This window comes from Ruegeria sp. BG8 (assembly GCF_056538325.1).
Genome location: NZ_JBQFSZ010000001.1, coordinates 1,003,040 through 1,017,072 on the forward strand (window position 1 = coordinate 1,003,040; position 14,033 = coordinate 1,017,072).

Consider the following 14,033-nt stretch of genomic DNA (forward strand, 5'->3'; position numbering starts at 1 on the left):
CAGCTAAATGGTCATGCTGCGCTATGCGGTGTATCGCTTTTTCACGATGCTGCTGACGCTGCTTGTGGTGTCGGTCCTGATCTTCGTGATCATCAACCTGCCGCCCGGCGACTATCTCAGCAACCAGATCGCGGAATTGCAGGCATCGGGCCAATCTGCCGGTGTGGCCAAGGCTGAATTTCTACGCACCGAATATGCGTTGGATCGCCCGATGTGGGAACAGTATCTGATCTGGATGGGGTTCTGGCCCGGCCCCCACGGGTTCGAGGGTTTGATTCAAGGCAACTATGGCTGGTCCTTCGAATTTGACCGCCCTGTAGCCGAGATCGTGGGCGACACGCTTTGGCTGACCGTGGTTGTCAACCTTGCCGCGATCCTTTTCGTCTACGCGGTGGCTTTGCCTCTTGGCGTTCTCGCGGCTGCAAAATCACGGACATGGATTGATTACACGTCAGCCTTTGTCGGCTATCTCGGTCTGGCGACTCCTAATTTTCTTTTGGCGTTGATCCTGTTTTATTACGGGCATCAGTATTTCAACCTACCCATTGGCGGCTTGATGGACCCATCCTTCGAGGGTCAACCGATGAGTTGGGACAAGTTGAAATCCATCCTGCTGCACCTGATCGTTCCAACCTTTGTGATCGGCACCTCGGGCGCGTCTGCGATGATGCAACGCCTGCGGGCCAACATGCTGGACGAATTGGGCAAACCATACGTGGAAACCGCAATTGCCAAAGGTATGGCCCCCTCGCGTATGCTGACCAAATACCCGCTGCGCGTGGCCTTTAACCCGTTTGTGGCTGACATCGGCAACCTGCTGCCTTCGATGGTGTCCGGATCGGTTCTGGTGTCGGTTGTTCTGGGCCTGCAAACCATCGGGCCAACCTTGCTGACTGCGCTTAAAACGCAAGACCAGTTCCTGTCTGCGTTCATCTTGATGTTCGTCGCATTGCTGACGCTGATCGGCACCATGATTTCCGACATTCTGCTGGTCATGCTGGACCCGCGCATTCGCTATGAGGGGCGCGAGGCATGAGCAAACGATCTGATGGTCGCTATGTCGACGACGCCCCATTTGATCCCAACGCCGCCCTGCAACAGGTCGAGCGCGCCGATCTCGACGCGCCAAACTGGCTGCTGGTCTGGCGAAAATTCCGAACGCACAAGCTGGGGCTGATCTCGGGTATCTTCCTGCTGCTCTGCTATCTGATGTTGCCATTCGCCGGATTTATCGCCCCTTACGGCCCGAATGAGCGGAATGACGAACACCTCTATGCGCCGCCGCAAAGCATAAACTGGTTTCACGAGGGCGAGTTCATAGGCCCCTACGTCTACTCAATCGTGGCCGAAGCGGATCTGGAAACCTTCCAGTGGAAATTCATACCCAACACGGATGACCCACGCCCTATCAAGTTTTTCTGTGAAGGGGCTGAATATAAACTGGCGGGCCTGATCAAAAGCGACACCCATTTGTTTTGTCCTCCTGACGGCGCCACCGTGTTTCTTTGGGGATCCGACAGGCTGGGCCGGGACGTCTTCAGTCGCATCCTGTATGGCGCGCAGCTGTCTTTGACAGTTGGCCTTATCGGTATTTCGGTGTCTTTCTTCCTTGGCATCTTGTTCGGGTCCATGGCCGGTTATTTCGGCGGCAGGATCGACTGGGTCATCAACCGTGTCATCGAAGTTCTGCGTTCGCTTCCGGAACTGCCATTGTGGCTGGCGTTATCAGCTGCGGTGCCCTCGAATTGGAGCCCGGTCGCCGTGTTCTTTATCATTTCGATCATCCTTGGAATTCTGGATTGGCCCGGTTTGGCGCGATCGGTACGCGCCAAATTCCTGTCCCTTCGCGAAGAAGAATATGTACGCGCGGCTGAGATGATGGGCGCCAGTTCAGGACGTGTGATCCGCAAACACTTGCTGCCGAACTTCATGTCGCACCTGATTGCCTCGGCCACATTGTCGATCCCAGCGATGATCCTTGGAGAGACCGCGCTCAGCTTCCTTGGGCTTGGGTTGCGCGCGCCCGCGGTCAGTTGGGGCGTGATGCTGAATGATGCGCAGAACCTGGCCTCGATCGAGATCTACCCGTGGACAGCGATTCCGATGCTGCCGATCATCGTCGTTGTTCTAGCGTTCAACTTCCTGGGCGACGGTTTGCGCGACAGCCTTGATCCGTATCAGCAATGACGCTGATCTCTGCCCTTCCAGCTGCTGACAGCTATCGGGTAACGGGATCAGGCGCGCGGCCAAGTGTTTACGCGGTTTCAGAACTGGCCACTGCCAGCTTTGCCGCCGTTGGGCAAGAATTGGCGCGTTTGATGTCCGCTCTGGGCCTATCAAGCGCCGCGCCCGAAGTTTCCGTTGATCACAGGCTCGCATCGCTGTGGTATGGGTTTTCCTTCAAACCCGATGGCTGGGCAATGCCAAGCCTTTGGGACGCCGTCGCAGGCGATTATGAGGCGGCCGACCGATGGATCAGGCTGCATACAAATCTGCCACGCCACAGAGCAGTGGCTTTGGACGTGCTCAAAGTGGATGCTGAACGCTCAAAGGTCGCAGCCGCTGTGAAGACCTGGAATGCCGGAGATCTGGAAAACGCAATCGTAGCCAAAGGTGGGGTCGCCGCAGCGATGCGTAGCCGGGCAGAGTGGCTCGATCACCCCCAAGGCCGCGCCGTATCACGGGATCCGTTGATCGGGTGGCACAATCCCCGCCAAATAACCTTGCGTGACCGCCCCGAAGCCAGCGCTGAACGCCCATTGTCCGGTTTACGCGTTCTGGACCTGACGCGGGTTCTGGCCGGACCGGTATCGACACGAACGCTCGCGGCCTTCGGGGCTGAGGTGCTGCGTATCGATCCACCTGAGTGGGACGAGCCCGGCGTTATACCGGACATTTCTCTGGGGAAAAACTGCGCCTACCTTGATCTGAAGTCTCCGCAAGACCTTGAGAAACTACAGGGATTGCTAGCTCAGGCCGACGTTTTCGTACATGGTTACCGGCCCGGAGCGCTTGATGCTTTGGGCCTCACGCAATCAAAGCGCGATGAACTTGCACCCAATCGCATTGAGGTCACCCTGAATGCTTACGGCTGGCAAGGACCGTGGTCCAATAGGCGTGGATTTGACAGCTTGGTTCAGATGAGCGCTGGTATCGCCGACGCAGGCCGTGAATGGGCCAAGGCTGAAAAGCCCACACCGTTGCCTGTACAGGCGCTTGATCATGCCACAGGCTACTTGATGGCCGCCGCGGTTCTTTCTGCATTGGCCGAGGCCGCGTCCGGGAACACCGTCATGCAAGCGCGGTTGTCTCTTGCACGAACAGCCGAGCTGCTTGCGGTTCTTGGGAAATCGGAAACATCCGACAAGATCACCAAAGCTGACACCCCGGACTACTCAGACGTGACCGAAGAATCCGGATGGGGACTAGGTTATCGATTAAAGCCTGCCCTACGTGTCGGTGAGGCCCGCATGTCGTGGCCCCTGCCAGCCTCCAAGCTGGGCACAGCCCAACCATCCTGGCCCTCGCTCACCCCGTAAACCGACCGCCGCGCGGAACGCGCGGCCCGGCCCAACAGCTTGAATTGTGTCTCGTCAGAGACACTGCTCAAGGTGGCGGGAGAGTGCCCTACCTGTCATCCCCACTGGGGCCGATATCATCCAGATAATCTTCGTCGATTGCAGCCTGTACCGCGCCAGTCACCGCCTCGCGCTGTTTGGGCGTCAGGTCTTCAGCCTCTTTGTCGTCCGCCAGACGAACCGTAACCTCGCGATGTGCAAAGCGAATACCCTCGCGCGCAAAGAGCTCGCGTATATCCTGATAGACTTTCTTGCGCACCAGCCACTGATCGCCCGGCTTGGTCATGAATTTGACCCGGATGATCATGGCCGAATCCTGCATCTCGATCACACCCTGCGACTTGAGAGGTTGGATGAAATTGTCGCCAATGACCGGATCGTTCAGCAATTCCTGTCCCAGCTTCTTGATCAGCTTCCGTACCTTTTCAACGTCCGTGTCATAGGTCACCCGCAAAGGCAGTTTCATGATGACCCAGTCACGAGAGTAATTGGTCAGCACCTTGATCTCGCCAAAAGGAATCGTGTTCAAAGCGCCAAGATGGTGCCGCAACTGGAACGACCTGACCGAGATTTTCTCGACCGTTCCTTTGACGTCGCCGATGTCGATATATTCGCCCTTGCGGAATGCGTCATCCATCAGGAAGAAGGCGCCCGAGAAGATGTCGCGCACAAGGGTTTGCGAACCAAAGCCCACGGCAAGCCCAACAACACCAGCACCCGCAAACAGCGGGCTGACATTGATCCCAAGCTCCATCAGAACAATCAACACAATGGTGACAACCACCACTGCCAAAATCGCGCCTCTGAAAAGCGGTAGCAACGTCGCCAACCGGCTCTGACCGCCTTCGCCACCTTCGTCGCCAAGCTCAGCCGCAGCTCCACCATCGTCTTCTTCCTCGGCGATTTTCGTATCGATCCAAATGCGGAAAAAGTGAAACAGGATATAACCGATGAACAGGATCACCATCACATCCAGCGCCCGTTCGATCGGCAAGTCCTCGCTCCAGCTTGCCTCGGGGTTCCAAATCACGACCAGCGCATACAACCCGACAACAAATGCCAGAATACCTGCGACCCGTCGCGCCAGATCTTCATAGGTTAGAATCGCGTGTTTTCGCTTTTCGGCCAGAGGCGTTTCAATCACCTCTTCCTCAACGACTTCCGCGACGGTGTCCCCGTCCGCGTTCAGGTCTTCCATCTGCCGATTGCGATCAAAGTACCTTTCCAACAGGTAGTTCATCGCGCCATAGGCAATCACGACAGACATGAAAATCGCATAGCTGCTGGCAACCAATGGGATCGAATTCTGGTTTTCCAAGACCAGATCCACGGCCAGTTTAAGCCAGCTGAATACCATGTAGACAATGAGAACGGGCGCCCATGCCAACGAGATGAAACGCGAGATCCATGAAACCTGATCCTTTGCGCGCCCACCCCGGATCGCATGCGAAATTGCACGTGCGTTGAATAAGATCATCAACACATTGCCCAACGCGCCAAACATGGTCAGCCCGCCGTAAACCAGCGCGTAGACGTTATAGTTCAGACCAAAATCCGCGACCCAGGTCGCAAACAAAACAACCGAAATATCATAGGTCGCCAAAGCAGATGCCCATATGTACAGCCGTTTCGCATCCCTGTCGGAAAACGGTGGCAGACGGTATTGGCTGAGATAAGGCGACAACACCATGCGCCACAGGTCGGACACGGTTCGCGACAGGAAAAACGCCGTGAAAATTGCGGTGACCGTGAATTGGATCGAGAGGTCTTCGGCCTCGCCGAAAAACAGGAACCCAACGATCAACGCCATCAGCATCGCAAATATCGTAGCCCCGATCCCCATAAGAAACCGGAAAACCAGGAACGGCATCTTCTCGCGATACCCTTGCGGGTTTTCCTTGGACCGTGCCACCACGATCCCTTTAGCCAGTCGCTTGCCGTAGATTTCAATCGACAGCCAGCGCCCGATCAAAAGGAAAAGAATGTTCCAGAACAGAACCTCGACATAGGTCTGTATCCGACCGTCCGGACTGGTTTGGCGCAGAACATACTGGACCTCGAATATTGAATAAGGCAGCGCCTCAAGGCGCGATTCCATCGACGCCCTGAATTTCGAGAACCGCTCCTGCGCTTTCATCAACTGCGACCCCTGCGCCATTGGGTCTTGTGGGCCAGCGTCTTGGGCCCCCGTCGCTGTTCCACCCGATGATACGATCTGACCGGCGCTGTCGATGACGATCACACTCGCCCCGGCTTCGGTTGCGGAACGAATAGCAGCCGCAAGATCACCTTCCTCAGAGGCATCCGAACTGGTATCTGCCCCCGTGGTATATCCCGGAATAAGCGAGGTCTGTGCAAAAACCCCTGTTGGAAACTGCAATAGCATCGCCCAGCCTAGAAGGGCGAAAATAGCAACAAGTCTAAGTTTCATCAGGGTTTCTATCCAATTCGACGTTTGCGCCGCACATTACAGAACCACATACCCGTGTTCAAATCATCAACTTGCTGCCGGGTGTTATCCCGGTGTGGCGTGTTCTTGGCGCACTGAAGCCGCATCGAGTGTTTTCAACACGACAAAAACTGAATATGACAGTAGTGAGAGCAAGCGCAGCTCGGTCGTAGCCAGCGTTTGATGTAAGTCGGGGCAAGCCAGCAAAGATTTCTGTAGGGTGTAGCCAATTGGCTATGTTTGTCGTTTTTCGCGGATCAGGGCCGCAGTTTTTGCAAGCAGCCGAGAAACATATGCGATAGTGGTGCAGGCGCGCGGAATAGCACCAAGACACTAAGACGGCGACGAAATGAGCCCAGGACTACAAAATAACAAGACCGGACGTGCACCCCGCATTCTGTTCTACAGCCACGATACATTCGGACTAGGCCATTTGCGCAGGTCTCGGGCCCTTGCCGCAGCTATTACGCAGGCAGATCCCTCGGCCTCGGCCTTGATCCTGACAGGCTCACCCGTTGCGGGGCGGTTCACATTTCCACGGCGTGTGGATCACGTACGCCTGCCCGGGGTCACAAAACGCCCGGATGGATCCTATGCCTCGCAAACGATGGGTATGGGGATCGAAGAGGTGACCGAACTGCGCGCTGGCCTTATTCATACCGCGGTCGAGCAGTTTGATCCTGACGTTTTAATCGTTGACAAGGAACCCACCGGTTTTCGAGGTGAGTTACTGCCAACGCTCGAAGCGCTATATCAGAGCAAACGCGCCAAGATGGTGCTCGGCTTGCGCGATGTGCTTGACGAACCCGAGGTTCTGGCCGCCGAGTGGGACCGCAAAGAAGCCGTAAGCGCTACCGAAAAATACTATGATGAAATCTGGGTCTATGGGTTACGCTCGATCTACGACCCGACAAGCGGACTGCCTCTGAACGCGTCCGCGCAGGCTCGCATCCATTGGACAGGCTACCTGCGCCGCGATCTTGGACCGGTCAATGAACCCCCAGAACAGCCCTATATTCTGATCACACCGGGCGGTGGTGGCGACGGCAAGGCCATGGTTAACCTGGTTCTGTCTGCTTACGAGCAAGACCCGACACTATCGCCACGGGCCGTGCTGGTTTATGGCCCCTTCCTGTCTGGTGAGTTGCGCGACGACTTCGAAACGCGTGTCGCGGCATTGAACGGGCGCGTAACTGCGGTAGGCTTCGAATCTGAGATAGAAACACTGTTTGCAGGCGCTGCCGGTGTGGTGTGCATGGGCGGATACAACACGTTCTGCGAAGTCCTGTCGTTTGACAAACGCGCAGTGATTGTCCCGCGTACAACACCGCGGCTTGAACAATGGATTCGGGCATCGCGCGCCGAAGAATTGGGCCTTGTGCGCATGTTGGACGAAAGCCGCGATGGTCTGACCGCAGAGTCAATGATTCACGCGATCCGGGCCCTGCCCCAACAAGCCCTGCCCTCGCAAGCCATCGACGACGGGCTTTTGGACGGGCTGGATTATGTCACCGACCGAGTTGACGCCCTGCTCACCGGGGAACCGGAGCGGGCCACCGGATGAGTTCGACACAGCCGAACCTTGCGGTGCTGGTCAAAGGGTGGCCGCGCCTGTCCGAGACGTTCATCGCGCAGGAATTGGTGGCATTACAGGACGCAGGTCATCGCTTTGATATCTGGTCGTTGCGTCATCCGACGGATGTGAAACGCCACCCGTTGCATGAACGCTTCAATGGTCACGTTCACTACTTACCGGAGTATCTGTACCAAGAAACCGAGCGGGTTTGGTCGGCGCGCAAGGTTGCGCAGGCTTTGCCCGGTTACGCCAAAGCTTATGAGGTCTGGCGCAATGACCTGCGGCGCGATCCCTCGCATAACCGAATTCGGCGTTTTGGTCAGGCTTGCGTATTGGCCGCTGAATTGCCGCCGAGCACCCGGGTTATGTACGCTCATTTCATGCATACACCGTCTTCGGTCGCGCGGTACGCCGCCATTATGCGAGGCCTGCCATGGAGCTTTTCAGCCCATGCCAAGGATATCTGGACGTCACCCGACTGGGAAAAAACCGAAAAGCTGCGGGGCGACACCTATGGCGCTGCTTTCGGCGCAACCTGCACCGCCATCGGCGCCGAGCACCTGCGCAGCCTTGCGGATCATCCCGAACGGGTTGAATTGATCTATCATGGGTTGGACTTGGATCGCTTTCCATCTCCGCCCAATCGGCCGTTGAGGTCTGCGGACGATCCATTTCACATGCTGTCTGTTGGGCGGTTGGTCGAAAAGAAAGGGTTTGATCGCCTGATCGACGCGTTTGCTGTCCTCCCCAAGACGCTCGATTGGCGATGGACCCATATCGGCGGTGGCGATTTGGGCGATACCCTGCAGCAACAGGCTAAGGCGGCTGGTGTGGAAGACCGGATTTCGTGGAAAGGGGCCTGTGACCAGCCCGAGGTCATCGCAGCAATGCGCGACGCCGATCTCTTCGTTTTGCCCAGTCGTATCGCAACGGACGGGGATCGCGACGGGTTACCGAATGTTTTGATGGAAGCTGCCTCTCAAATGCTGCCCATCCTGTCGACACCCGTCTCGGCGATCCCCGAGTTCATCCAGACCGGACTGCACGGAACCCTGACCGAAGACGAACCATCTGCGCTTGCTGCGGCAATCACCCAACTGGCGAACAACCCGGGGACGACGGCGGATATGGCCGCCAAAGCCTATGCCCGGCTACTGGCAGAGTTTCGGATGGACCCAGGGGTCGCCGTCCTGTCCAAACGCCTTGCCGCGTTGGGGGCGGACAGGGACTGATGGCCCGGATCGCATTTTACGCACCAATGAAATCTCCGGACAGCCCTGTCCCCTCGGGTGATCGGGAAATGGCGCGTAACCTTATGAAAGCCATTAGCGCCCAAGGGGATGAGGTTGAGCTTGTCTCGTACCTGCGCAGCTTTGACAAAACCGGTGATGAGCAGCTGCAAAGCAAATTACGGTCCGAGGCGAATACCGAGGTGCAGCGACTGATCAAAACACTGCCCGAGGACACGGCCCTTTGGGTTACCTATCACAACTATTACAAAGCCCCTGACCTTTTGGGGCCGCACGTCTGCCATGCACGGGGGATACCCTACGTGCAATTGGAAAGCACCCGCGCAACCAGCCGGCTGACCGGCCCTTGGGCCGATTTCGCACAGGCCGCGCATCAAGCATGCGATGCCGCGCAGGTGATCTTTTACCACACAGCAAACGATCTGATCACATTGAAGCGGGAACGATTCGGCGATCAGCAATTGGTCGAGTTACCACCATTTTTGCCGATTGCACGTCTGCCCGTGGCATCATCCTGCGATGGCCCTATGCTGACGGTTGGGATGATGCGTCACGGCGACAAAATGGCCTCGTATGAGATTCTGGCGCAAACGCTGAGTTTGTTGGAGCAGCCTTGGTCATTGAACATCGCCGGCGATGGCCCGGCCAGACCCGACGTAGAGGCTTTGATGGCACCTTTCGGGTCGAAAGTTCGGTTCCTGGGTTTGTTGGATCGGGAAACCTTGCAAACCCATTACCAGAACGTGTCGCTGCTGGTCTGGCCGGGCGTGAATGAGGCATATGGGATGGTTTATCTTGAGGCGCAGGCAGCCGGTGTGCCGGTTGTTGCACAAGACCGCCCGGGTGTCCGAGATGTGCTGCTGCCTGCACGGCATCCATCCGTTGACGCTGGACCTGAAGGGCTGGCAGCCCGGCTAAGTGAGTTCTTGAGTGACCGATCCCTTCGACTGGCAACTGGAGCCAAAGCGCGCGACCGGATCCGGTCGCGGCATCTCAGCCCAGCCGCCACAGACCGGTTTTGGCAAGTGGTCCGCCCGTTGACAGAGGGGCAAGCATGACACGTCTCGCCCTGCTCCGCCACGGCCATACGCATTGGAACCGTGCGGGTCGCATACAAGGGCGCAGCGATATCCCATTGGATGACGAGGCACGGCAAGATCTGGCCGCTTATCGGTTGCCCGAACCTTGGGATAAGGCGCAGATCGTTTCCAGCCCGCTCAGGCGTGCGCAGGAAACGGCGTTGCTGGTCACCGGTCAGCCGCCCGCCACACATGACGCATTAATAGAAATGAACTGGGGGGAATGGGAAGGCCTGCGCGGCGTCGATCTGATCGCAGACCCAGACAGCGGATACCGGCACATCGAGGACTGGAGCTGGAATTTCCGACCCCCCGGCGGAGAAAGCCCAGCCGAGATTTGGGCACGGTTGCGCCCTTGGGTTGATACCCTGACGGCAGACACCGTCGCAGTCTGTCATATTGGGATCATGCGGGTTATTCTGGCACGTGCATGGGGATGGAACTTTGACGGCCCTGCCCCCTTCAAAATCAAGCGCAACCGTTTGTATATTGTCGACACACAGGCAATGCGCGCCGAACCTGAACCGGTGCGCCTGATCCGAGCGGAGCCCCGAACATGAAAGTGATGATCATTGTCACCCACTTGTTGGGTACAGGACATCTGAGCCGCGCCCTTACATTGGGTCGGGCCTTTGCGCAGAAAGATCACGACGTTCTGATTGTCTCAGGCGGGATGCCGGCCCCTCAGCTTGACAGCCGCGGCATGACCCTTTTGGGATTACCGCCTTTGCGATCGGACGGCACCAATTTTACTCGGCTGCTCGACCAATCCGACGATGTGGCAGACGATACGTATTATGATGCGCGCCGCACGGCGCTTGTCGAGGCGGTGAGGTCTTTTGCACCCGATGTGGTAATCACCGAGCTTTATCCATTTGGCCGTCGTTCCTTAGCCTCAGAGTTTGATGTCGCTTTGAACGCTGCACAGGCATTGCCGACACGGCCTGTCATCCTTGCGTCAGTCAGAGATATTCTGGCCCCGCCTTCGAAGCCATCCAAGGCGGAACGCACAGAACAAATTGTGCTACAGCAATATGACGGTGTTTTGGTGCATTCGGATCAGAGCATCGTGCCACTGGAGGTCAGCTGGCCAGTCACTGAACCCATGCAGAAACGCTTGTTTTACACAGGTTTCGTGGCACCAACCGCAGCCACCCCACACCCCAAGGCCGCGGGACAGGATGAAATTCTTGTCAGTGCAGGCGGCGGATCCGTGGGGCAGCCGATCTTTCGGGCAGCCATCGAGGCCGCCCGAAAGATGCCCAACAGGCGCTGGCGCCTGTTGGTCGGCGGACAGGACGCGCCGAACCGCATAACCGAACTGCAAGCCCTTGTGGGCGACGCCCTCGTGACAATTGAACCCGTGAGGCCGGATTTCCGTCAGATGCTTAATCATGCGGCGGCTTCGATCAGTATGTGCGGATACAACACCGTACTGGATATTCTGCAAGCAGGGACACCCACGGTCTTTATCCCCTTTGACGACGGCAACGAGGTCGAACAGACTCTGCGCGCGCGCAGCTTGTCTCATCTGAATGGGATTGAGGTGCTGAGCAGTCAGGCTTTAACCGGCGCGACCTTGGCGCAGGCCGTGAACCGAGTGCTATCCGCCCCGCCCAGACCCGACTTTTCATCGGGTTTCGACGGCGCTGCGAAATCGGTTGAAATAGCGACCTTACTATCTGAAGGACGCACATGAACCTGGACTGGAGCCCCCTTACCGCCGAGCTTGAGCGCTGGCAGCGCCTAGGTCTTTCCCTACCGGTGTGGTGGCGCGACGACGACGCGATATCTGTGACACCTGAACTAGAGCGCCTTAGGGCGCTGTCAGAGGATGTACACCTTCCCGTACATCTGGCAATCATTCCGAGGGGCTGCGAGGACGAGTTGGTGTCGGTCGTACATAGCACCAAGTCTCTGATCCCGGTCGTGCATGGCTGGGCGCACCAAAACCATGCGCCGCCAGATGAAAAGAAATCGGAATTCCGCCTGCATCGCCCGATGCAGGAGATCCTTGGCGATGCGCAGGCTGGGTTGGAGCGGTTGACGGACAAATTTGGTTCACGTCTGTTTCCCATGTTTGTGCCGCCTTGGAACCGCATTTCGCATGATGTGGTCACAAATCTGCATTCGCTTGGGTTCCGAATGCTTTCAACGGCAACTCCGCGCGAGACGGCTCAACCTGCTGCAGGATTGCTGCAGGTCAACACGCATGTGGATCCGATTGATTGGCGCGGGACGCGTGGGCTGGTGCAGCCGGATCACCTTATTACGACGACAGTTGATCTTCTGCGCGCCCGACGCGAGAACCAAAGCGATAACTCGGAACCTTTCGGAATTCTGACGCACCACCTTGTACATAACGAGGACATATGGTCCTTCACCCGAGAGCTAATAGAACGCCTTCTGGACGGCCCCGGAACTGTCTGGACCGCGCCTGACCACGAAAACACACGGAGACCCGAATGAGCCGATTGGATTCCATGCTGCGCCGCCTGGCCGCTCAACGTGATGGGCTGAACTGGGCGGTCGACCAGATTTCGGAGCAAGACGGGGATGTTCTGGACATGGGTTTAGGCAACGGCAGAACCTATGACCACCTGAGGGAAATCCTGCCCGACCGGCGCATCTGGGTGATGGACAGGGTCCTACAATGCCACCCATCCAGCACTCCGCCCGCCGAGGATTTCTTGCAGGGTGAAGCCGAACCCATGTTGCAGAAGCTGGCCGAAGGCGGCCCAAGAATTGCAATGGCGCATTATGATTTCGGACGGGGCATTAAGGAAGAGGACGTTGCAGAAGCCGCGCGCCTAAGCCCGTTCATTGCGGATGTCATGCTGCCCGGGGGGCTTTTGATTTCTGGCCAACCTCTGGTCGGATTTCAGCAGATCAAGGGACCCGACACCATCGCGCCGGATCGCTATCTGTTCTACAGATCCTGATCAGGAAACCCGCTGCCCACGCGACCAGACACCGTTCAAGGCCGGGGCCCCCTCACGCATACGAAAACGGATCACGTCGGCACGGGCACCGGGGCGCAATTCGCCGCGGTCATCAAGCCCGACAACCCGCGCCGGGGTCAGCGTCACAGTTTTCAGACCTCGGGCCATATCACCCCACATGTCGCCCAAGCGCGTTGCCGACAACAGCAGCGCTGCGGGAACATAGTCAGACGACAGAATATCGAGATGGCCCAATTCGACCAGATCGCGCGCGGCGACGTTTCCGGAATGAGACCCACCTCGGATCACATTTGGGGCTCCCATCATCACCTTGATCCCGTGATCGTGACAGGCGCGCGCAGCCTCGACCGTCGTCGGAAATTCCGCCAGCTTAATCCCATGGCCCGCCGAGGTGCACACCTGTTCCCGCGTTGTGTCATCATGGCTGGCCAGCATGGCGCCGAACCGGTTTGCCGCCTTGACAGTTTCGGTCTCATGCTTGTCGCCGTGACGGTCACGCAGACATTTCAGGTGCGCCACGTGCTGCAGAAAATCGTCATCGTTCATTCCGTGCTTGCCCTTCATATAGGCCTCTAGCTGGGTCATATCCCGAAACTGCCGCTGCCCGGGGGTGTGGTCCATGATAGAAACAAGGCCGACGCGATCCTCGGCATCGAATTCGTCCAGCTCCTCAACAAGCGTTTCCGAACAGACCTCGGCCCGAAGGTGGAGAAAGTGGCTGATCTTGAGCGCGTCCTGTTCCCGCAACTGCCAAAGTTCGCGGGACAGATCACGCGCATACTTTTGGTAACGCTGCCCACTTGGGATCGATCCGATGCGCATGGCGTCGAAAACTGTTGTAATGCCAGTGCTGGCCAATTCTGCATCATGGGCCAGGATAGCCGCGGCATGGGGCCAATCGACCTTGGGACGCGGCTGGATGTGACGTTCCAGATTGTCAGTGTGCAATTCGACCAGACCCGGGCACACATAATCGCCCTGACAATCCACTGCTCCCGCAGGAACACCACAGCCGGTCGCAACGTCGGCAATCGTTTCACCGACAATCCGCAAACTGCCGGTTACCGTTTCATTCGGAAGCACCAGCGTCGCATTGGCAAGGATCATTTCTTCTGTCATCTGAACTTCACACGGTTTG

The 14,033-nt window shown here is 57.5% G+C and carries 12 protein-coding genes; 10 read left to right on the plus strand and 2 right to left on the minus strand.

The window, feature by feature from the left end:
- Positions 1-7: 7 nt before the first annotated feature.
- The 3 genes from ACR0DG_RS05055 to ACR0DG_RS05065 are packed head-to-tail and all read left to right on the plus strand — an operon-like array spanning position 8 to position 3,539.
- Positions 8-1,036 (plus strand): ABC transporter permease, encoded by a 1,029-nt coding sequence (locus ACR0DG_RS05055; RefSeq protein ID WP_480694886.1) that lies wholly within the window; start codon positions 8-10, stop codon positions 1,034-1,036.
- The gene (locus ACR0DG_RS05060; RefSeq protein ID WP_480694888.1) at positions 1,033-2,187 is read left to right on the plus strand and encodes an ABC transporter permease; all 1,155 of its coding nucleotides are present in this window, start codon (positions 1,033-1,035) and stop codon (positions 2,185-2,187) included. The genes ACR0DG_RS05055 and ACR0DG_RS05060 overlap by 4 nt, the downstream gene beginning before the upstream one ends.
- Positions 2,184-3,539: a CoA transferase gene (locus ACR0DG_RS05065; protein WP_480694890.1), complete on the plus strand. Its 1,356-nt coding sequence runs from the start codon at positions 2,184-2,186 to the stop codon at positions 3,537-3,539. Before ACR0DG_RS05060 ends, ACR0DG_RS05065 begins: the two co-directional genes overlap by 4 nt.
- A gap of 88 nt (positions 3,540-3,627) precedes the next feature.
- Here ACR0DG_RS05065 and ACR0DG_RS05070 read toward each other — a convergent pair whose 3' ends face one another.
- The gene (locus tag ACR0DG_RS05070; RefSeq protein WP_480694892.1) at positions 3,628-6,009 is read right to left on the minus strand and encodes a mechanosensitive ion channel domain-containing protein; all 2,382 of its coding nucleotides are present in this window, start codon (positions 6,007-6,009) and stop codon (positions 3,628-3,630) included.
- Between the two features lie 367 nt (positions 6,010-6,376).
- Between ACR0DG_RS05070 and ACR0DG_RS05075 the strand changes: the two genes are divergently transcribed.
- The 7 genes from ACR0DG_RS05075 to ACR0DG_RS05105 are packed head-to-tail and all read left to right on the plus strand — an operon-like array spanning position 6,377 to position 12,874.
- Entirely contained in the window at positions 6,377-7,591 is a 1,215-nt protein-coding gene (locus ACR0DG_RS05075) for a glycosyltransferase family protein (RefSeq protein ID WP_480694894.1), read from the plus strand.
- A complete protein-coding gene (locus tag ACR0DG_RS05080) occupies positions 7,588-8,835 on the plus strand; it encodes a glycosyltransferase family 4 protein (protein ID WP_480694896.1) in 1,248 nt (415 codons plus the stop codon). The genes ACR0DG_RS05075 and ACR0DG_RS05080 overlap by 4 nt, the downstream gene beginning before the upstream one ends.
- The gene (locus tag ACR0DG_RS05085; protein ID WP_480694898.1) at positions 8,835-9,911 is read left to right on the plus strand and encodes a glycosyltransferase family 4 protein; all 1,077 of its coding nucleotides are present in this window, start codon (positions 8,835-8,837) and stop codon (positions 9,909-9,911) included. Before ACR0DG_RS05080 ends, ACR0DG_RS05085 begins: the two co-directional genes overlap by 1 nt.
- Positions 9,908-10,492 carry a histidine phosphatase family protein gene (locus tag ACR0DG_RS05090; RefSeq protein WP_480694900.1) on the plus strand — a complete coding sequence of 195 codons (585 nt, stop codon included), beginning with the start codon at positions 9,908-9,910 and terminating at the stop codon, positions 10,490-10,492. Before ACR0DG_RS05085 ends, ACR0DG_RS05090 begins: the two co-directional genes overlap by 4 nt.
- Positions 10,489-11,631, plus strand: a complete 1,143-nt coding sequence (locus tag ACR0DG_RS05095) for a glycosyltransferase family protein (protein ID WP_480694902.1) — start codon at positions 10,489-10,491, stop codon at positions 11,629-11,631. Before ACR0DG_RS05090 ends, ACR0DG_RS05095 begins: the two co-directional genes overlap by 4 nt.
- Complete coding sequence (locus ACR0DG_RS05100) at positions 11,628-12,401, plus strand: polysaccharide deacetylase family protein (protein WP_480694904.1); 774 nt, start codon at positions 11,628-11,630, stop codon at positions 12,399-12,401. The genes ACR0DG_RS05095 and ACR0DG_RS05100 overlap by 4 nt, the downstream gene beginning before the upstream one ends.
- The gene (locus tag ACR0DG_RS05105) at positions 12,398-12,874 is read left to right on the plus strand and encodes a class I SAM-dependent methyltransferase (RefSeq protein WP_480694906.1); all 477 of its coding nucleotides are present in this window, start codon (positions 12,398-12,400) and stop codon (positions 12,872-12,874) included. The genes ACR0DG_RS05100 and ACR0DG_RS05105 overlap by 4 nt, the downstream gene beginning before the upstream one ends.
- On the opposite strand, the gene ACR0DG_RS05110 is transcribed toward ACR0DG_RS05105, so the two are convergent.
- On the minus strand, positions 12,875-14,014 hold the full coding sequence (locus ACR0DG_RS05110) for an alpha-D-ribose 1-methylphosphonate 5-triphosphate diphosphatase (protein ID WP_480694908.1): 1,140 nt from the start codon (positions 14,012-14,014) through the stop codon (positions 12,875-12,877). It abuts the gene before it with no gap.
- Between the last annotated feature and the right edge of the window lie 19 nt (positions 14,015-14,033).

Coding starts and splice junctions, on each gene's coding strand:
- ACR0DG_RS05090 (WP_480694900.1), top strand. CDS start 9,908: ATGACACGTCTCGCCCTGCTCCGCCACGGCCATACGCATTGGAACCGT.
- ACR0DG_RS05070 (WP_480694892.1), bottom strand. CDS start 6,009: ATGAAACTTAGACTTGTTGCTATTTTCGCCCTTCTAGGCTGGGCGATG.
- ACR0DG_RS05110 (WP_480694908.1), bottom strand. CDS start 14,014: ATGACAGAAGAAATGATCCTTGCCAATGCGACGCTGGTGCTTCCGAAT.
- ACR0DG_RS05060 (WP_480694888.1), top strand. CDS start 1,033: ATGAGCAAACGATCTGATGGTCGCTATGTCGACGACGCCCCATTTGAT.
- ACR0DG_RS05095 (WP_480694902.1), top strand. CDS start 10,489: ATGAAAGTGATGATCATTGTCACCCACTTGTTGGGTACAGGACATCTG.
- ACR0DG_RS05075 (WP_480694894.1), top strand. CDS start 6,377: ATGAGCCCAGGACTACAAAATAACAAGACCGGACGTGCACCCCGCATT.
- ACR0DG_RS05055 (WP_480694886.1), top strand. CDS start 8: ATGGTCATGCTGCGCTATGCGGTGTATCGCTTTTTCACGATGCTGCTG.
- ACR0DG_RS05105 (WP_480694906.1), top strand. CDS start 12,398: ATGAGCCGATTGGATTCCATGCTGCGCCGCCTGGCCGCTCAACGTGAT.
- ACR0DG_RS05100 (WP_480694904.1), top strand. CDS start 11,628: ATGAACCTGGACTGGAGCCCCCTTACCGCCGAGCTTGAGCGCTGGCAG.
- ACR0DG_RS05065 (WP_480694890.1), top strand. CDS start 2,184: ATGACGCTGATCTCTGCCCTTCCAGCTGCTGACAGCTATCGGGTAACG.
- ACR0DG_RS05085 (WP_480694898.1), top strand. CDS start 8,835: ATGGCCCGGATCGCATTTTACGCACCAATGAAATCTCCGGACAGCCCT.
- ACR0DG_RS05080 (WP_480694896.1), top strand. CDS start 7,588: ATGAGTTCGACACAGCCGAACCTTGCGGTGCTGGTCAAAGGGTGGCCG.